Genomic DNA, 16,642 nt, shown 5'->3' with positions numbered 1-16,642 from the left:
TGCGAGGTCAGGGGCCTTGCGCTCATCCCTGGGCGCGAGCCGGTTTGCCTCCGGGGCTCACCCCTCGTCCGTGTCGCCGATGCCGACCACCGTGAGACTCGCGCGGTCCACCTCGCTGTCCTCCAGGCAGCCGCGCAGCCGGAGACGGTCGTGGTCGGTGAGGGCGGGCCGGACGATGCCGGCGAACACCCCGTCGCCCAGTTCGCCGAGCGTGGTCCGGCTCAGGGGCACCGAGGTCGAGTTCCTGCACCGCTCCCAGGCCTGCGACGCCGCCATGAACTGCCGCTCGGTGGTCACGGGAACCCCGCGTATGTCGACCCGGACCAGCACCGACGTCGCCTCGGACCCGTCGCGCTCCTGCCGCCTGGTCTGGGTCAGGTCCGCGAGCCCCACGACGAGCAAGGTCAGCAGCGCCACGCCCACGACCGTCACCGTGGACAGCCGCGCCGCCCGGCCCGGGCCGCCCGCTCCCGGCGGACGCTCGTCCTCCAGATCCCTCTCCGGCGCCGGATCGGGCGCCGCCAGCACGGACAGCTGCCCGGCCAGCCGCCGGTCGCCGGCCGGCCGGGCCGTGGCCGACGCGATCCGCTGTACCAGCCAGGCGATCCCGGACAGCACCACCCCGGTCACCATCAGCACCGGCACGAACACATACGTACGGCTCGCCGGGTCCTCAAGCCAGCGGAACCGGTCCTCCTGCTCCTGCGTCCGGCTCTGCCGCAGCCGGGCCAGCACGTCCTGCTGCCTCCGTTCGCTCTCCCGGATCCGCTCCTCGATCCGCGCCAGCCGCCCCCACAGCACGATCCCCAGCAGCATCAGCCCGACGATCAGCAGCACGACCCCGCACAGGATGGCCCGCTGCCACTGCCATCGGTAGAGGTAGATCACGAAGTACCCGGCCGCCCCGGCTGCCGCGGCACCCGCGAAGAGATAGGCCAGCCGCTTCATCGTGGCTCCTGCGACCGTACGTCTCCGAGGGTGCCGTCGACCGTCAGCCGCGTGCCCGGCGGGAAGCGGCGGACCGCGTCGGCGGCTCCGACCACCGTCGGCACCCCGTACTCCCGTGCGAGCACGGCCAGGTGGGACAACGGGCTTCCCGTCTGCGCGACGAGCCCCGCGAGGCGTGGCAGCAGCGGTGCGAACGCCGGGTCGAGGGTGCGGACCACGAGCACCGCGTCCTCGGGCCCCGCCCCCTCGCCGTCCCAGGCGGTGCCGACGGCCCACCCCGCCGACACGCCTCGGCCCGCGCCGCCCCCGCCCGGACCTTCGCCCCTGCCGTCACCGGAAAGCCGCACGGACGGCTCGGCGACGACCACACCGCCGTCCGTCAGCCGGAACGCGTCCGGGAGCGGGGCGGAGTCCGGCCGGGGGAGCCGCTCCCCGAGATCGCGGGGCAGCGGGCCGCCCTCCAGCGCGGTGACGAACTCCTTCCACCGCAGCAGCCCCACGCGCCGGGGCCCACCCGGCACCCCGCGCACGTCCAGCCGGTGAGCCGCTTCCCGCACCAGCCGCACCTGCAACTCCTGCACCCACCGGATGCGCAGCCGGAGGGCTTCGCGGGGCGGGAGGGCGCCCATGGAGGCGTAGGGCGGAGGGGTGGCGTGGTCGTCGAGGGGGCCCGCAGCGGTGGTGGGCGGGGGGACGGCGTGGTGGTCGACGGCGCTCACGGAGCCGGAGGGCGGACGGCCCGTGTGAGCGTCGAGAGGACCTGCGGAGGCGGAGGCGGGTGGGCGGATCGAGTGGTCGTTGACAGAGTCCTCGGGGCCGGTGTTCGACGAGGAACCCTGCGGGGCCGGGGTGCGCGCGGTGCGCGGCAGTCGCGAGGGCTCCCACAGGCTGGGCGGCGTCAGGGTCAGCAGGACGGGGTCGGCTGCGATCAGCCGGTCGTCCGGCATACCCTGGGTCCACGGTTCGGTGAGCGTGGCGAGGGCGGCGCTCGCGGCCGTGACGCGGGGCGCGGGCAGGAGCGCGCCTGCCAGGGCCTCCTGGGCGTGCAGCGACACCAGGGCGGCGCGCGCCCAGCGCAGGGACGACACCAGCGCTGGGGCCCGCAGCCGCGACGGCGCCGGGATCTCGGTGAGCCGCCGGTCGACGTCCGCCACCAGGTCCGTCGCCAATCCCGGCAGCGTCGACGTCAGCCGCCCCACCCGCCAGGCCGCGCCGAGCCGCCGGGCACCCGTCGCGGGGTTCAGCAGCGCGAGCAGACGGTGCCTCGGGGGGACGGCCCCCAGTAGCCGGAGATCGGCCGCCGCCCGACCGCCGACCGTCGTCACCACCGGCAGTGTCCGCAGCAGTCGCCGGGGCGCGCTGCCGCCGAGGTCCAGCGCGATGGCCAGCCCCCTGGCCATGGGTGCCAGCCACAGGTCCTCCTCCAGCGGCTCCAACCGGCCCGGCAGGGTCTCCGCCACGGGGCCGGGGCCCAGCAGCCGGGCCCCTCGCGCGGGCCGCGCCGCCATCGCCGTGATGGGCCGGCTCTGGAACAGCCACAGCCGCCCGTCGTCGTCGAACCCGAACTCGATGTCCTGCGGCCCCCCGAACACCCGAGCGGCCCGCCGCGCCAGCCGCGCCAGCCGCCGCAGGTCGGAGGGGGCGAGGAGGGCAGTGGGGTCAGCGGTGCGCTCGGTGATGGTGGAGGAGGGAGTGGTCGGAGAGGGAGTGCTGGGGGAGGCGGTGGCGTGGGACGGCGGCTCCGGCGCCTCGGTGCGCAGCAGTCGTCCCCTTCCGGTCAACCAGTAGTTCGTGCCCGGTTGTTCACCGCTGACCAGGGTGTCGGGCCCGCCCCGCACCGCGCTGACCAGCATGCGGTCGGTCCGTCCCGCCACGGGGTCCGCGCCGAACAGTACGCCCCCCACCCGAGCCCTGAGCATCGGCTGGACGAGCACCGCCATGGGCGCGTCGGTGCCGTCGGGCAGGCGCGCCGAGTCCCGCACGGTGTGTACCGCCGCCCGGAACTCCTCCCACCCCCGCACGTCGAGCACCGAGTCGAACCGGCCCGCCAGGGACGACTCCTCCGTGTCCTCCTGCGGCGAGGACGACCGGACGACGAGAGGACGCGTACCGCGCCGGGACAGCTCCGCCCAGGCCTGCGTGACGGCGACGGAGGCGATGCCGACCTCGGGCTCGGCCTCGGTCTCGGAGCGGGAGGCGCCGATGTCCTCGGGGGCGGGCCGGGGGCCGTGGCGGGGCGACGGCCCCGCTGACCCGTCGAAGCCGGGCGGGAGTACGAAGCCGGGCAGCACCGGGAGCCCCGCGCGGGCCGCTCGTGCGAGGTGGGCCGCCTTGGAGCCGGTGAGCGGGCGCAGCGAGGCCGTCGGCTGGGTCAGGGAGACGACGGGGGAGCCGAACGCGGAGGTGGTCGATGCGAGGGTGCCGTCGGACATGCCGTCACTCCGGGGCGGGCGCCCGCCGTGCGCACCTTCTCCGTGTTCTCCCTGACGTTCGTCGAGCGTCGTCATCAACACCCTCCAGGACCTGCCGTCAACAGGGGGGACGCGCGGCAGGGGACCCTACGCCTGACGACGGAACGAAGGATGGGGCAGGTCACCGCCGAGTTGTCATGCGGTGCCGACGGCGGTGCCGTACCTCCCGAGGCCATGGTCCCACTGGGGTTGATTTCTTGTCGAATGGGCGTTATGTACCGTTCTCCATCACCAGGGGCTGGGCGACGGGGCACGCGGCCGGAGCGTTCACTCCGGTGGCAGCACCCCGCACAGCGCCTCCACCGCCGCCGCGTACGCGTGCTCCGGGGGCGTCGCGTACCCCACGACCAGGCCGTCCGGCGCATCCCCGCCGGTCGCACGCGGATGCCGGAACCCGGCCAGCCCGTCGAGTGCGACGCCCTGCCAGGTCGCCGCCCGCACCACGGACCGCTCGGTGCCCGGCGGCAGCCGCAGCACCGCGTGCAGCCCGGCCGCGATCCCGGTGACCTCGATGTGCGGCGCCTGCGCGGCTAGGGCGGCCACCAGCCGGTCCCGCCGCGCCCGGTACCGCTGCCGCATCCGCCGCACATGACGGTCGTACGACCCCGAGACGATGAAGTCCGCGAGCGCCAGCTGGTCCGGGGCGCTCGCCCACGCCTCCCGCTCGCCCTTCGCCTGTAGCACGGCGCCGACGTACCGCTCCGGCAGCACCATCCAGCCCAGCCGCAACGCCGGCGACAGGCTCTTGCTGACCGAACCGATGTGCACGACCCGCTCGGGATCCAGCCCCTGCACGGCACCGACGGGCTTGCGGTCGTAGCGGAACTCCCCGTCGTAGTCGTCCTCCAGCACCACCCCGCCACGCGCGCGTGCCCAGTCGACGACGGCGGCCCTGCGGGACGGATGCAGCGGCCCGCCGGTGGGGAACTGGTGCGCGGGCGTGAGCAGTACCGCCCGCTCCCGGTCCAGTGAGTCGACCCGCGCCCCGTCCTCGTCCAGCGGCAGCGGAACGGTCCGTACGGACGCCGCGGCCAGCAGTTCCCGGTGGAAACCGAGGCCGTAAGACTCGACGGCCAGTGGTCCCCGCAGCACCCGCCCGTGACCCGGGCCGCTGACATCGCTGTGGAAGAGCAGCCGCAGGGCGTGGGCGAAGCCCGAACAGATCACGATCCGTGAGGGCTCGGTGCGCACCCCACGCGCGCGTGCCAGATACTCCGTGAGCGCCTCGCGCAGCTCGATACGGCCCGCCGGATCCCCCGGGCCGAACGCGTCGTTGGGCGCTTGCGCCAGCGCCCTGCGGTACGACGCCGCCCAGGCCGCCCGCGGGAAGGACGACGCGTCCGGAGTGCCCTGCCGCAGATCGTGCCGTGGCCCACGCGCGCGTGCGGGCACCTTCTTCGGGACGCGCGCGGACGTGGTCAGCGGTTTCGCCCGCTCCGCGACCCGGGTGCCCGACCCTTGCCGCGCCGTCAGCCACCCCTCGGCGACCAGCTCCGCGTACGCGTCGGCGACAGTGTTCCGCGCGACCCCGAGATCCGCCGCGAGCGAGCGGTACGGCGGCAGCAGGGTGCCGGGCGCCAGCCGACCGCCGCGCACCGCGTCCCGCAGGGCCCGGATGAGCGCGGCACGCCGGCCCCCGGCGGCGGACAGCTCCAGATGCAGATCGGCACCGATCCGCTCCGCGGAATTGACCCATGAATCCTCCATGGAAATGGACCCTACGGCAGGTCTTTCCAGCCCATAGATTCATGGTCATGACGACGAACACGAACACGAACACGAACACGAGCACGAGCACGAGCACGGACAAGGTCACCGGCACGGCCACGGGCGCGGGTCTGAACGCGACGGCGAACGCGATCACGAACGCGCCGGCGAGCACCGCGCCCCGGCCCCGCCGCGTCGACTTCGCCAAGGCGGCCCGGCCCGTCTTCCGTGCGCTCATCGGCTTCGACGCGGCGGCCCGCGAGGGCCTCGACCCCGCCCTCGTCGAACTGATCCAGATCCGCGCCTCCCACCTCAACCACTGCGCCTACTGCCTGCACATGCACACCAACGACGCCCGCAAGGCCGGCGAGAGCGAGGACCGCCTCCACATGGTCCCGGTGTGGCGCGAGGCCCGGCACTTCTTCACCCCGCGCGAGCAGGCGGCCCTCGCCCTCACCGAAGCGGTCACCCTCGTCGCCGACCGAGGCGTCCCCGACGACGTCTACGCCGAGGCCGCCGCCCACTTCGACGACACCGAACTGGCCCGCGTCCTGGCGCTGATCCTCACCATCAACACGTGGAACCGGATCGCCCTGGCGACAGGAAAGGTGGCGGGCACGGACGAACGCTAGAGCCGGCGCACCGACCGGCGCTTGGAGTCGGCGGGCACCGACCGTCGCTTGGAGTCGCCGGGCACGACCAACGCTCGGAGCCGGCGGCGACCGTGCGGAGCCGCCCGCGTCACGCCGTCATCGGTCGGTCGTACGGGCCTATCGGCGTAGGCAGGCGCTCCGTGCCGGTGAGCCGGCGGTCCACCGCGGCGGCCACGGCCCGACCCTCGGCGATCGCCCAGACGATGAGGGACTGCCCCCGGGCGGCGTCCCCGGCCGCGAACACGCCGGGCACGTTGGTCTCGAAGTCCGGCCCGCGGGCGATCGTGCCCCGCGGTTCGACCGTCAGCCCCAACTGGTCGATCAACCCGTCGTGGCGGGCGGGGCCGGAGAAACCGAGGGCGAGCAGGACGAGGTCGGCGGGGAGGATCCGCCCGGTGCCCGGCCGCGGCCGGCGCCGCTCGTCCACCTCGACCAGGTGCAGCTCGCGCACATGACCTGCCTCGTCCCCCGTGAAGCGGAGCGTGGACGCCGCGAACAGCCGCGCGTCCGCGTCCGCAGCCGGCGCGGTGCGCAGATCGCGCGCCTCCTCGTGCGCCGCCGAGAGCCGGTAGATCTTCGGAAACGTCGGCCATGGCTCGACGTCCTCGTCCCGCTCCGCCTCCGGCAGTGGATAGATGTCCAGCTGGGTCACCGACGCGGCCCCCTCCCGCACCGCCGTCCCCAGACAGTCCGCCCCCGTGTCGCCGCCCCCGACGATCACCACATGCTTGCCCGCCGCCGACAGCGGCGAGACCTCCAGATCCCCCTCGCACACCCGGTCGGCCAACGGCAGATACTCCATCGCCTGATGGATCCCGGCCAACTCCCGCCCCGGTACGTCCAGTTCACGCCAGGCCGTGGCACCCGTCGCTATCACCACGGCGTCGTACCTGGCCCGCAGCTCGGCGGCCCCGATGTCCTCGCCGACGCTCGTCGACGTACGGAACTTCGTGCCCTCCGCCCGCATCTGGTCCAGCCGCCGGTCCAGATGCCGTTTCTCCATCTTGAACGCCGGGATCCCGTACCGCAGCAGACCCCCGACACGGTCCGCCCGTTCGTACACGGCGACCGTGTGCCCCGCCCGGGTCAGCTGCTGAGCGGCCGCCAGGCCCGTGGGCCCGGAACCGATGACGGCCACCGTCTTCCCGGTCAAACGGTCGGGCGGGCGCGGCGGGGTGAAACCGTCCTCCCAGGCGCGGTCGGCTATCGCCACCTCGACGTTCTTGATGGTCACCGCGGGCTGGTTGATCGCCAGCACGCAGCCCGCCTCACAGGGGGCGGGGCACAACCGCCCCGTGAACTCGGGGAAGTTGTTCGTCGCGTGCAGCCGGTCGCTGGCCGCCCGCCAGTCCTCCCGGGAGACGAGGTCGTTCCACTCCGGGATGAGATTCCCCAACGGACACGCGTCGTGGCAGAACGGGATACCGCAGTCCATGCAGCGGTCGGCCTGCTTGCTGATGATCGGCAGCAGCGCACCCGGAACGTACACCTCGTTCCAGTCCCGCACCCGTTCCGGCACGGGCCGACGGGGCCACTCCTCGCGCGGGGTGGTCAGGAAACCCTTGGGATCGGCCATCGCCGTCTCCCTCACGTATCGCATGCGCGTACGGGCACGGCCGTACACCGGCGGACTCGGGGCGGTGTGAGGTCGTCCGTCTTCGGGCGCACTCGTCTCCCGCCACGATACGACGCGCCCGGCGCGTACGCCTCAGGCGAGCGCGAGCAGATAGCAGAGCGCCGCGCCGACCGAGGCGGCCGTCCTCAGGTGGTTCCACATCGTCCACTCGCTCACATACCGCCGCCAGTAGGCGGCCGCCTCCCGCGTGCCCGGGTCCAGCGTGGCCAGGGTGTCGTTGCGCGGCACGTTCGCCACCATCGTCACGCCGAAGCAGCCGACCAGATACAGCGCGCTGCCCAGCAGCAACGCGACCGTGCCCTCGTCCGGCCACAGCACGAACGTCACCACCGCCAGCACGGCGCACAGCACCGCCGTCCCCACGAAGACGAGCATGAACGCCGGTGTCACGGCACTGATGTTGATCGCCTGCATCGCGGCGGCCCCCTGCGCCGGCGGCAACGAGGCCAGGCCCTTCATCACAAAGGTCGAGAACCCGCAGAAGACGCCCGCCACGACCGCGGTACCCAGCAGCCCCAGCACCACCAACACGAAGTACGGCCCGTCGATCATGTGCGCTCCCGCCTCGTTCCCCCGATGTGGAAGAGCCTGCCCCGGCCCTCGCCGTCACCACAAGTGAACGCCCACACGGACAGCGTCACCATGGCCGAGAAGCGCACCCCCGTCAGCGAACGTCCAGGGTGGGACCGCACGGGACATTCACCCCGTACCCCGCCACTCCCGCAGCCTCGTCTCGACGGCTCCCGCGATGCGGCGCCGAGCCTCGTGGTGTGCGACCCCGCTCATCAGGAAGCGGTCGTACGGCGTGTCCACGTGCCGTACCGACGCGATGACCGCCGAAGTCACCGCCATCTCCGACAGGGCCCGCCCCGCCGCGCTGCGCCCCACGCGTCCGCTGCCGCGCACGGAGGCATGGGCGGCGATCTCCCGTGCCCGCTCGGCCGGACACGCGGGGAACAGCCGCCGTATCTCCGCCGCGAACGCGTCCGTGAACCGCACGTCCTCCGCGGCCCGCCGCCGTGCGTCCCGTACCCGGCGGCGCCTTCGTGCCTCGGCGTCGGCCAGGCACCGCTCCTCCGCGCGGGCGAGCGCCGCCTCCTCCACCAGGACGCCCTGCCGCTCGTACCGGCTCTTGCGCCGGTTGAACCGCACGACCACCGCCGACAGCGAACTCTCCTCCCTGGCCCGTCGGGTGAGCGCGGTGTCGCCGCGCGGCAGGAACACCAGATGCCCCAGGTCGGCGCAGTCGAGGCAGCGCGGCGCCCCGTTCTCCGGCGCGAGCAGCGCCACCGGCCCGCCCCGGCACTCGGCGCAGTGCTTCTTCCTGAGTGCCTGCACGACGACAAGTCCGGTAGGGGGCGGGGGAGTAGCGAGCGCTGCCATACGCGGTTCATTCCCCCCGCCGACCGCATGGTCACGCGGCAGGTGCGCCGGTCCCGCGGCCGGCTCGGGCGGGGTGCGCGGGGCGCGGCATCATGGAGCGTGTGCGACTCGAAGCGATCACCTGGGAGCGGCTCGGCGATCTCCTCGCCGACCGTCTCCTCGACCTGAAGCCGGACGACGGTTCCCCTTGGCCGCGGATCGCCTTCGACGGCGCCCCCGCCGCCCGCCCGGGCGACCTCGCGGCACGGGTGTCGGACGCGCTGCGCGTACGCGGCCGGTCCTCGCTCGTCGTGGGAACCGAGGGCTTCCTCCGGCCGGCGTCGCTCCGCTTCGAGTACGGACACCAGGACGTGGAGGCCTACTACAACGGTTGGTTCGACACGGCTGCCTTGTGGCGTGAAGTCTTCGGTCCGCTCGAACCCGGCGGCACGGGTCGTGTCCTGCCCGACCTCTGGGATCCCGAGACCGACCGCGCGACCCGCAGCTCCTACGTGCAACTCCCGTCCGACGCACTGCTGTTGCTGCACGGTCCCCTCCTCCTGAAGGACTGGTTCCCCTTCGACCTCACCGTCCACGTCCACCTCTCGACGGGCGCCCTGCGCCGCCGCACCCCGCAGCGCGAGCACTGGACCCTGCCCGCCTTCCAGCGCTACGAGACCGAGGCGGACCCGGCCGCCACGGCCGATGTCCTGGTCCGCGCCGACGACCCACGGCATCCGGCCTGGGGCGGCTGACGGCCGACCGCCGGCTCGACCGACCACCCCACGTCTCTACCGAGGCGGCACGGGAGGGCGGTCAACCGGCGGCGACTGCCCCCAACGGCGTCCTCCTCCGGGTGCGACCGCCGCCGGGCGCGGTGAGAATGAGCAGCGCCGGGACCAGCGGTGCCGTCCGCGCCGTGTCGGGACCCGCGGCGCCTCCCGCGCCGCGCCGGCCGCCCGGCTTCAGGAGGTACCGCATGACCACCGCCGGAGACATCATGCACCGGGGCGCCCAGTGGATCCCCGCCCACGAGACCCTGGACCGCGCCGCCCAGCTGATGCGCCAGCTGAACGTGGGGGCGCTCCCCATCAGCGACGAGAACGAACGCCTCTGTGGCATCCTCACCGACCGCGACATCGTCGTGGGCTGTGTCGCCATGGGGCACGACCCGTCCCGCGTCACGGCGGGCGACCTGGCGAAGGGAACACCGCGCTGGATCGACGCCGACGCCGACATCAGCGAGGTGCTCCGAGAGATGAAGGAGCACCAGATCCGTCGGCTTCCGGTGATCCACAACAAGCGCCTCGTCGGCATGATCAGCGAGGCCGACATCGCCCGGCATCTCCCGGAGGACCAGATCGCCGACTGGGCCGAGAGCGTCTACGCCCGGACCACGGCGCGCTGACCCGACCGAGCCCGGTCCGCCCCTCCTTCAGAGCCAGCCGTTGCGCTTGAAGCCCCGGTAGAGGACGACGCAGGCCACGGCTATGACACCCAGGACCAGCGGGTAGCCGAACTTCCAGGTCAGCTCCGGCATGTACGTGAAGTTCATGCCGTACACCCCGCAGACCATGGTCGGCACGGCGATCAGCGCCGCCCACGCGGTGATCTTCCGCATGTCCTCGTTCTGCGCGACGCTGACCTGCGCCAGGTGCGCCTGGAGGATCGAGTTGAGCAGTTCGTCGAACGCGGCGATCTGCTCGGTCGCCCTCAGCAGGTGGTCGGAGACATCACGGAAGTAGGCCTGTATCTCCGGCTCCACCACCCGGATGGGCCGTGTGGTGAGCTCCAGCAGCGGCCGGGCGAGCGGGGCCACCGCCCGCTTCAGTTCGAGCAGTTCCCGCTTGAGCTGGTAGATCCGACCGGGGTCGACGCGCGCGCCGTTCGCCGCGAACACGTCCGTCTCCACCTGGTCGATGTCCGCCTGCACCGAGTCCGTGACCGTCAGATAGTCGTCCACGACATGGTCGGCGATCGCGTGCAGGACGGCGGCCGGGCCCTTGGCGAGCTGCTCCGGGTCGGCCTCCAGTTCCTCGCGCAGCGGGCCGAGCGAGCCGTGGCGGCCGTGCCGCACGGAGATCACGAAGTCGGGGCCCACGAACACCATGATCTCGCCGGTGTTCACCACCTCGCTCGTCGCGGTCAGTTCCGTGTGCTCGACGTAGCAGACGGTCTTGAACACCGCGAACAGCGTGTCGCCGTACCGCTCCAGCTTCGGGCGCTGATGGGCCTCGACCGCGTCCTCGACCGCCAGCGGGTGCAGGTCGAAGAGCTCGGCGATGCCGGCGAACTCCCGCTCCGTCGGCTCGTGCAACCCGAGCCAGACGAAGCCGTGGTCGGCCCTGCGCACCTGCCTGAGGGCCTCGACGACATCGCGGCCGCCGGGGGCGCGCACTCCCTTGTGGTACGTCACGCAGTTCACCACGGAGGTGCCCAGGGGGGAGCGGGCCGGGTGGCTCAGGTCGACGCGGGCGCGACGCCGTGCCAGCCGTGCCACCTTGCGCAGGCCGCCGACCCTGTCGAGGCCGGTGACCTTCCGCAGATTCCCTGCCATGGACATCTGGATCTCCTTGCGTGGATCCCCTCGCACCGCACTTCGTGCCTTGTCGCGCCAGTGTGCCAGGCGTCCTTGAGCTGCGGGTAAGGCTGTGGGAACGGAACGCTCCACTTCGTTCGTGGTCTCTCCGGGCGCCTCGGCGCGGACGGTGCCGGGTGGGTCCGGGGTGACGGTCGGTGCCGCCTCGGCCGCCGCCGGAGCGGTCCTGGGGGGACTGTTGGAGCGTCGCGAAGAGTGATAAGTCAGGCAAATGGGATGATTTCGACATGATGCGAACCGACGGACATCTCCTCGACCACCGGCAGGGCGAGACGGGGCAGCCCTCCGACGCCTTCGCCACCCTCTTCGACCGCACGACGTTCCGGCACATGGAGGGCTTCGGCCTCGGATCCGGCTGGCGCTGCTGGGAGGTCGGCGCGAGCGGGGCCTCGGTCGTCTCCTGGCTGGCCAAGAAGGTCGGGCCCACGGGGAAGGTCATCGCCACCGGCATCGACCTCTCCTGGGCGGTCCCCTCGGTCACCCGCCCACCGGTCGAGGTCCTCGTCCACCACGTGGGCGTCGACCAGCCGCCGGGCGACGGATTCGACCTCGTCCACGCCCGCCTCGCCCTGGTCCACGCCCCGGACCGCGAGCGGGCCGTGGTGTCGATGATCAAGGCCCTGCGGCCCGGCGGGCGCCTGCTGATCGAGGACGCCGACCCCGCGCTCCAACCCCTGGCCTGCCTCGAGGAGACCGGCCCCGACCAGCAGTTGGCCAACCGGCTGCGGCAGGCCGTCCGCGCTCTCCTCGACGAGCGCGGGGTGGACCCGGCGCACGGCCGCAGGCTCCCGCGTCTGCTGCGCGGGGCCGGGCTGCGCGGCGTGGAGGCCGATGTGTACTTCCCCATCGCCTTGCCCGCCTGCGCCGCTCTGGAGTCCTCCACGATCCAACGGCTCCGTACGGCCCTCGTCACCGCCGGTCTCGCCACGGACGAGGAGATCGACCGCCACCTGGCCAACCTGTCCTCCGGCGCGATGGACATCGCCGCCACACCGCTCGTCTCGGCGTGGGGGAGGAGGCCGTAGGCGTGGCACGCGACAGCCACCACGGAGCCGACGTCACGCGGAACGGGTACGGGGCCGCAACGCGCCCCACACCCTCTCAGCCCACCGGTGGCCGCCCGCCCACCTTCCCCACGGCCAGCGCGCCCGCCCTGCACCCCTGTGCCGCCGCGTCCTCGGGCTCCGCGCCCGCGAGCAGGGCGGCGAGGAACGCACCGGTGAACGCGTCGCCCGCACCGGTCGTGTCCCGGGGCACGGCGGGGGCCGCCGGAACCCGGGCCCGCACGCCGCCCCCCTGGGCGATCAGGGCGCCCTCGGCCCCCTGCTTGGCCACCACCAGCGGGAAGAGACGGCTCAACTTGGCCGCCGCGTCGGCCGGATCGGGCAGTCCGGTGAGCAGACACGCCTCGTCCCTGCTGGGCAGCAGCACATCCACTCCCTCGACGAGTGCGAGGAAACGGTCCACGCCCAGCTCTGTCAGGAACCCCGTCGAGGCAGGGTCCACACTCACCGGCACCCCACGCGCGCGTGCCGACGCGAGGGCCACCGAAACCAGCGCCCGGCTCGGCTCCGAGAAGAACAGGTAGCCCGACAGATGCAGCCGGGCCACCCCGTCGAGCAGAGCCGGCGACCAGTCGTCCGGGTCCAGCCGCAGTGAGGCACCGCTGTCCGTGAGGAACGTGCGTTCGGCGGCGGCGCCCGTGTCCACCAGGCAGATCACCGTGCCGGTCGCGGCCTCCGGGTCGACGACGAGGTGGGGGCGTACCCCCGAGGCGCGCAGCTCCCGCTCGTGCCACCCCGCCGCGTCCGTGCCCACACGCCCGAGCAGCCGCACGTCCCCACAGCCCTGATGGGCCGCCCAGCAGGCCACATTGGCGCCCGCGCCGCCGGGCAGCGTACGGATCGCGGAGGCCGTGTCGGTGCCCGGCGCGAGCGGCCCGCGATGCCGGGCGACGACATCCGTGACGACGTCGCCCACGACGAGCAGCGCGCCGCCCGACTCCTCGTCGGCGCCCGTCCCGTCGGTGCCCGGCGCGTTCATCACGCCGCCCGGCCCCTGCCCGCCCCGCCCGGTCATCTCACGCCCCGGTCCAGGCCGCCGCGATCCGCGCGGCCAGCCGTACGTTCCCCCGGACCGCCGCCAGATTGGCGCTCAGGGACGCGCCGTCCGTGTGCCGCACGAGATGGCTCAGCAGGAACGGTGTGACCGCCTGCCCCGTGATCCCCTCCTCCTCGGCCGCCCGCAGCGCCTCGTCGAGCACACGCGCGTGGAGACCGGGATCGAGCTGCTCCTCCTCGGGCACAGGGTTGGCGACGATCAGCGCCGACTCCGGCCCGTCGAGCGCGTCCTGGGCCCGCATGACCTCGGCGACCTCACCGGGCGACCGGAGCGTCCACTCCACGGGGTGCCCGGAGTCGGAGAGATAGAAGCCGGGGAAGCGGTCCGTGCCGTACCCGGCGACCGCGACACCCAGCGTCTCCAGGCGCTGCAGCGTCGCCGGCACATCCAGGATCGACTTCACGCCCGCGCACACCACCGTGATCCGGGTGCGCGCCAGCAGCCCCAGGTCGGCCGACTCGTCCTGCGTCGTCGTCCACTCCCGGTGCACCCCGCCGAGACCGCCCGTCGCGAACACCCGTACGCCCGCCAGGGACGCCAGCTGAGCGGTCGCCGACACGGTCGTCGCGCCGCTCGCCCCCGACGCCACCGCGAGCGGCAGGTCCCGATGGCCGAGCTTGCGGATGCCGTCCTCGTTCGCGACCCGCTCCAACTGGTCCTTGTCGAGGCCGATGTGCGGCCGCCCCTCGAGCACGGCGATGGTCGCCGGTACGGCGCCCTCCTGCCGTACGACGTCCTCCAGCTCCCGGGCCACCTGCAGATTGCGCGGCCGGGGCAGGCCGTGCGCGATGATCGTGGACTCGAGCGCCACCACGGGTCGACGCGCGTCAACCGCGTCCCGCACCTCTTCCGACACCACCAGCACGCGCTTGCCTCCTGTCAGTCGTTCCTCCCTCATCACTGGCGGCCGACGCGCCCGGTCAAACCCTTGCGACCTGTGGTGAGGGACACCAGCCTGGGGAGCATGACGGAGAACACCACACGTCTCGACCACGTCGTCCTCTGGGTGCGGGAGCCTGTCGCCGCGGCCGAGTTCTACGACACGGCCGTGGGGCTGGCACCCGTACGCCTCGCCGAGTACTCCGAGGGAACGGTGCCCTTTCCCTCCGTACGCGTCAACGACGAGACCATTCTCGACCTCATGCCGCGCAGCTCGGCGGAGCGCATGAGGATGCTGCCCGGCGCCGCCGACAGCGCCGGCCACCCCGTCAACCACGTCTGCCTGGCCCTGCCCGGTGACCGCTTCGAGGAACTGCGATCCCGGCTGGAGGAACGGGCGGTCCCGGTCTCCGACCTGTCGTACGACTCCTTCGGCGCCCGAGGCGCGGCCCGGCGCAGCTTCTACTTCCGGGACCCGGACGGCAACATCGTCGAGGCCCGGCACTACGAGTAGCGCGGACGGCCGCACGCGGGGTCGGGGCAGTGCTTGGGCGAGGGAGGAGAACCTGCGGCTCAGAACAGCGGCTCGGGCAGCACTCCTTCCAGCGCCAGCAGCTTCCGCTTGGTCTCCAGCCCGCCGCCGAACCCGCCGATGCCGCCGTCGCTCTCCACCACCCGATGGCACGGCACCACCACCGGCAGCGGATTCGCCCCCATCGCCATGCCCACCGCCTGAGCCGCGCCCGGCTGCCCGACCCGGCGGGCCAGGTCGCCGTAGCCCACGACCGAGCCGAAGGGGACACCGACCGCCAGCTCCCGCAGCACCTGGCGGTTGAAACCGGAGATCAGCGACCAGTCCAGGGGCAGCTCGAACACCTGCCGGTCACCCGCGAAGTACGCGTCGACCTGGCGTATCGCCTCGGCCAGCTGCGGGGCACCGGGCGCCTCGACGGGCTGGGTGCCGAGCCGGGACGCGAGGCGGTCGAGCGCCTTGTCCCGGACCGGGTCCGTGGCGTGGAACACGACGTTCACCAGGCCGTCGTCCGTCGCGGCCAGCAGCAGCGGACCGATGTCCGTGCCCACGACGGCCCACACGACCTGATGCTCGTACTGCCCGTGGCTGTTCATGCGACCACCGTACGGCCCGCCACTGACAACGCTCGCGGCGTGCGCCCGTGTGAAGGTCACCCCTCCCGGTCGCGAGCGGTCAGCGCGGTCAGAGCGGTCAGTCCCGTGTGGCCTCCTCGACCACGTCCGGCTTGTTCGTGATGATGCCGTCCACGCCGTACCGGGCGACCTTGCGCGCGTTCTCCGCGTCGTTGACGGTCCAGGTGAGCATCTCCAGCGGCTTGCCGTGCGGACCCTCGAAGGCGTGGATCGTGGCGAGGTAGGCGGGCGAGATCGTCGTGTACGAGGAGTTGATCTGGTCGGCGAAGGCCGCGTACTCGGGCAGGTCCGCGATGTCCGGAGTGCCGAGGAAGCCGGTCTTCACGCCGGGGCTCAGCTCGTGCACCCGCCGCACCGTGTCCGGGCTGAAGCTCTGCACCACCAGTCGGTCCCGGAGGTGCAGAGGCGTAAGCCAGCCCTCGTCGGCCAGCACCTTCAGGGTCTGCTGCTCGATGCCCGGGTAGAGCTGGGGATTCTTGATCTCCAGGACGAGCTTCTGATGATTGCGGGACAGCCGCCTCACGTACTGCTCCAACGTCGGCACGCGCGCGCCCGCGTAGCGCGTGTCGAACCAGCTGCCCGCGTCCAGACGGGCGATCTCAGCGACGGTGAAGTCGCGCACGTTCCACGGCGCGCGGTCCGGGAAGACCTGCTCCACATCGGTCGTGCGGGCCAGCGTCGCGTCATGGACGACGACGAGTGCGCCGTCCTTGGTGCGCTGGACGTCGTTCTCGACCCAGCTGAAGCCCATATCGTCGGCCCTGTCGACGGCGGCCAGGGTGTTCTCGGGCGCATAGGCGGAAGCCCCGCGATGCGCCACGACCATCAGATTGTCGGCGTACGAGGCCGCCTCAGCGGCCGAAGTGGGGAGCAGGAGGGCGGCGGCCCCCATGAACGCGGCGGCCGCGGCGGCAACTGCGCGCACATGCATGCGTACTCCTCGCGTCGATCGGTCACGGTCAGCTCAAGAGTGACAGCAGCCAGTCAACGGGAGAGGGGGTACAGGATGGCCATGAATTGAATGGAGTTGCCCAAGTCCGCACACGGGCGCCGCACAAGTGAGGCAAGGCCGTGTTTCTTTGCCGGAAAGTCGTTCGAC

16 protein-coding genes are annotated in these 16,642 nt (G+C 72.9%); 5 read left to right on the top strand and 11 right to left on the bottom strand.

Translation table 11 applies throughout. The annotated features are described in order from the left end of the window. Positions 1-57: 57 nt before the first annotated feature. The 3 genes from ACZ4Z3_RS05115 to pdxR form a co-directional block, all read right to left on the bottom strand. Complete coding sequence (locus ACZ4Z3_RS05115; protein WP_468499728.1) at positions 58-948, bottom strand: hypothetical protein; 891 nt, start codon at positions 946-948, stop codon at positions 58-60. Continuing rightward, a complete protein-coding gene (locus tag ACZ4Z3_RS05110) occupies positions 945-3,380 on the bottom strand; it encodes a PEP/pyruvate-binding domain-containing protein (protein WP_468499727.1) in 2,436 nt (811 codons plus the stop codon). Before ACZ4Z3_RS05110 ends, ACZ4Z3_RS05115 begins: the two co-directional genes overlap by 4 nt. A 306-nt stretch (positions 3,381-3,686) precedes the next feature. Continuing rightward, positions 3,687-5,126, bottom strand: a complete 1,440-nt coding sequence (gene pdxR / locus ACZ4Z3_RS05105) for a MocR-like pyridoxine biosynthesis transcription factor PdxR (protein WP_468499726.1) — start codon at positions 5,124-5,126, stop codon at positions 3,687-3,689. Positions 5,127-5,167: 41 nt separating this feature from the next. Here pdxR and ACZ4Z3_RS05100 point away from each other — a divergent pair, with 41 nt between their 5' ends. Continuing rightward, positions 5,168-5,758, top strand: a complete 591-nt coding sequence (locus ACZ4Z3_RS05100) for a carboxymuconolactone decarboxylase family protein (protein WP_468499725.1) — start codon at positions 5,168-5,170, stop codon at positions 5,756-5,758. A gap of 109 nt (positions 5,759-5,867) precedes the next feature. Here ACZ4Z3_RS05100 and ACZ4Z3_RS05095 read toward each other — a convergent pair whose 3' ends face one another. The 3 genes from ACZ4Z3_RS05095 to ACZ4Z3_RS05085 all read right to left on the bottom strand — a co-directional run bounded on the left by ACZ4Z3_RS05095 (position 5,868) and on the right by ACZ4Z3_RS05085 (position 8,798). After that, positions 5,868-7,355 (bottom strand): glutamate synthase subunit beta, encoded by a 1,488-nt coding sequence (locus ACZ4Z3_RS05095; RefSeq protein WP_468499724.1) that lies wholly within the window; start codon positions 7,353-7,355, stop codon positions 5,868-5,870. 132 nt (positions 7,356-7,487) lie between these two features. After that, positions 7,488-7,967, bottom strand: coding sequence for an anthrone oxygenase family protein (locus ACZ4Z3_RS05090; RefSeq protein ID WP_468499723.1), 480 nt, complete (start codon positions 7,965-7,967; stop codon positions 7,488-7,490). A gap of 147 nt (positions 7,968-8,114) precedes the next feature. Beyond that, positions 8,115-8,798, bottom strand: coding sequence for a DUF2293 domain-containing protein (locus ACZ4Z3_RS05085; RefSeq protein ID WP_468499722.1), 684 nt, complete (start codon positions 8,796-8,798; stop codon positions 8,115-8,117). Between the two features lie 92 nt (positions 8,799-8,890). On the opposite strand from ACZ4Z3_RS05085, the gene ACZ4Z3_RS05080 reads away from it, so the two are divergent. Both ACZ4Z3_RS05080 and ACZ4Z3_RS05075 read left to right on the top strand, forming a co-directional pair. Continuing rightward, on the top strand, positions 8,891-9,532 hold the full coding sequence (locus tag ACZ4Z3_RS05080) for a nucleoside/nucleotide kinase family protein (protein WP_468499721.1): 642 nt from the start codon (positions 8,891-8,893) through the stop codon (positions 9,530-9,532). A gap of 224 nt (positions 9,533-9,756) precedes the next feature. Beyond that, a complete protein-coding gene (locus ACZ4Z3_RS05075) occupies positions 9,757-10,185 on the top strand; it encodes a CBS domain-containing protein (RefSeq protein WP_468499720.1) in 429 nt (142 codons plus the stop codon). A 27-nt stretch (positions 10,186-10,212) separates the two neighbouring features. Here ACZ4Z3_RS05075 and ACZ4Z3_RS05070 read toward each other — a convergent pair whose 3' ends face one another. Next, complete coding sequence (locus ACZ4Z3_RS05070) at positions 10,213-11,340, bottom strand: magnesium and cobalt transport protein CorA (RefSeq protein ID WP_468499719.1); 1,128 nt, start codon at positions 11,338-11,340, stop codon at positions 10,213-10,215. A gap of 263 nt (positions 11,341-11,603) precedes the next feature. On the opposite strand from ACZ4Z3_RS05070, the gene ACZ4Z3_RS05065 reads away from it, so the two are divergent. Further along, a complete protein-coding gene (locus ACZ4Z3_RS05065) occupies positions 11,604-12,401 on the top strand; it encodes a methyltransferase domain-containing protein (protein WP_468499718.1) in 798 nt (265 codons plus the stop codon). Between the two features lie 76 nt (positions 12,402-12,477). On the opposite strand, the gene ACZ4Z3_RS05060 is transcribed toward ACZ4Z3_RS05065, so the two are convergent. Beyond that, on the bottom strand, positions 12,478-13,419 hold the full coding sequence (locus ACZ4Z3_RS05060; protein WP_468500201.1) for a carbohydrate kinase family protein: 942 nt from the start codon (positions 13,417-13,419) through the stop codon (positions 12,478-12,480). Between the two features lie 37 nt (positions 13,420-13,456). Next, entirely contained in the window at positions 13,457-14,362 is a 906-nt protein-coding gene (locus ACZ4Z3_RS05055) for a pseudouridine-5'-phosphate glycosidase (RefSeq protein WP_468499717.1), read from the bottom strand. Between the two features lie 99 nt (positions 14,363-14,461). On the opposite strand from ACZ4Z3_RS05055, the gene ACZ4Z3_RS05050 reads away from it, so the two are divergent. Continuing rightward, positions 14,462-14,890, top strand: coding sequence for a VOC family protein (locus tag ACZ4Z3_RS05050; RefSeq protein WP_468499716.1), 429 nt, complete (start codon positions 14,462-14,464; stop codon positions 14,888-14,890). A gap of 59 nt (positions 14,891-14,949) precedes the next feature. Here ACZ4Z3_RS05050 and ACZ4Z3_RS05045 read toward each other — a convergent pair whose 3' ends face one another. Together ACZ4Z3_RS05045 and ACZ4Z3_RS05040 are read right to left on the bottom strand one after the other, a co-directional pair. Further along, positions 14,950-15,504: a methylated-DNA--[protein]-cysteine S-methyltransferase gene (locus ACZ4Z3_RS05045; RefSeq protein ID WP_468499715.1), complete on the bottom strand. Its 555-nt coding sequence runs from the start codon at positions 15,502-15,504 to the stop codon at positions 14,950-14,952. Between the two features lie 97 nt (positions 15,505-15,601). Then, positions 15,602-16,474: a glycerophosphodiester phosphodiesterase gene (locus ACZ4Z3_RS05040; RefSeq protein ID WP_468499714.1), complete on the bottom strand. Its 873-nt coding sequence runs from the start codon at positions 16,472-16,474 to the stop codon at positions 15,602-15,604. Positions 16,475-16,642 lie beyond the last annotated feature (168 nt).

The sequence above is a fragment of the Streptomyces sp. NPDC030296 genome, from assembly GCF_055572815.1.
The sequence above is the reverse complement of the archived record's forward strand: the minus strand, read 5'-3'. Positions and strand labels throughout refer to the sequence as shown.

What these genes read in the sequence shown, in the direction of transcription:
- ACZ4Z3_RS05085 (WP_468499722.1), bottom strand. Translation starts at nt 8,798, where the DNA reads ATGGCAGCGCTCGCTACTCCCCCGCCCCCTACCGGACTTGTCGTCGTG.
- ACZ4Z3_RS05090 (WP_468499723.1), bottom strand. Translation starts at nt 7,967, where the DNA reads ATGATCGACGGGCCGTACTTCGTGTTGGTGGTGCTGGGGCTGCTGGGT.
- ACZ4Z3_RS05065 (WP_468499718.1), top strand. Translation starts at nt 11,604, where the DNA reads ATGATGCGAACCGACGGACATCTCCTCGACCACCGGCAGGGCGAGACG.
- ACZ4Z3_RS05040 (WP_468499714.1), bottom strand. Translation starts at nt 16,474, where the DNA reads ATGCATGTGCGCGCAGTTGCCGCCGCGGCCGCCGCGTTCATGGGGGCC.
- ACZ4Z3_RS05070 (WP_468499719.1), bottom strand. Translation starts at nt 11,340, where the DNA reads ATGTCCATGGCAGGGAATCTGCGGAAGGTCACCGGCCTCGACAGGGTC.
- pdxR (WP_468499726.1), bottom strand. Translation starts at nt 5,126, where the DNA reads ATGGAGGATTCATGGGTCAATTCCGCGGAGCGGATCGGTGCCGATCTG.
- ACZ4Z3_RS05095 (WP_468499724.1), bottom strand. Translation starts at nt 7,355, where the DNA reads ATGGCCGATCCCAAGGGTTTCCTGACCACCCCGCGCGAGGAGTGGCCC.
- ACZ4Z3_RS05050 (WP_468499716.1), top strand. Translation starts at nt 14,462, where the DNA reads ATGACGGAGAACACCACACGTCTCGACCACGTCGTCCTCTGGGTGCGG.
- ACZ4Z3_RS05110 (WP_468499727.1), bottom strand. Translation starts at nt 3,380, where the DNA reads ATGTCCGACGGCACCCTCGCATCGACCACCTCCGCGTTCGGCTCCCCC.
- ACZ4Z3_RS05115 (WP_468499728.1), bottom strand. Translation starts at nt 948, where the DNA reads ATGAAGCGGCTGGCCTATCTCTTCGCGGGTGCCGCGGCAGCCGGGGCG.
- ACZ4Z3_RS05075 (WP_468499720.1), top strand. Translation starts at nt 9,757, where the DNA reads ATGACCACCGCCGGAGACATCATGCACCGGGGCGCCCAGTGGATCCCC.
- ACZ4Z3_RS05045 (WP_468499715.1), bottom strand. Translation starts at nt 15,504, where the DNA reads ATGAACAGCCACGGGCAGTACGAGCATCAGGTCGTGTGGGCCGTCGTG.
- ACZ4Z3_RS05060 (WP_468500201.1), bottom strand. Translation starts at nt 13,419, where the DNA reads ATGAACGCGCCGGGCACCGACGGGACGGGCGCCGACGAGGAGTCGGGC.
- ACZ4Z3_RS05100 (WP_468499725.1), top strand. Translation starts at nt 5,168, where the DNA reads ATGGTCATGACGACGAACACGAACACGAACACGAACACGAGCACGAGC.
- ACZ4Z3_RS05080 (WP_468499721.1), top strand. Translation starts at nt 8,891, where the DNA reads ATGGAGCGTGTGCGACTCGAAGCGATCACCTGGGAGCGGCTCGGCGAT.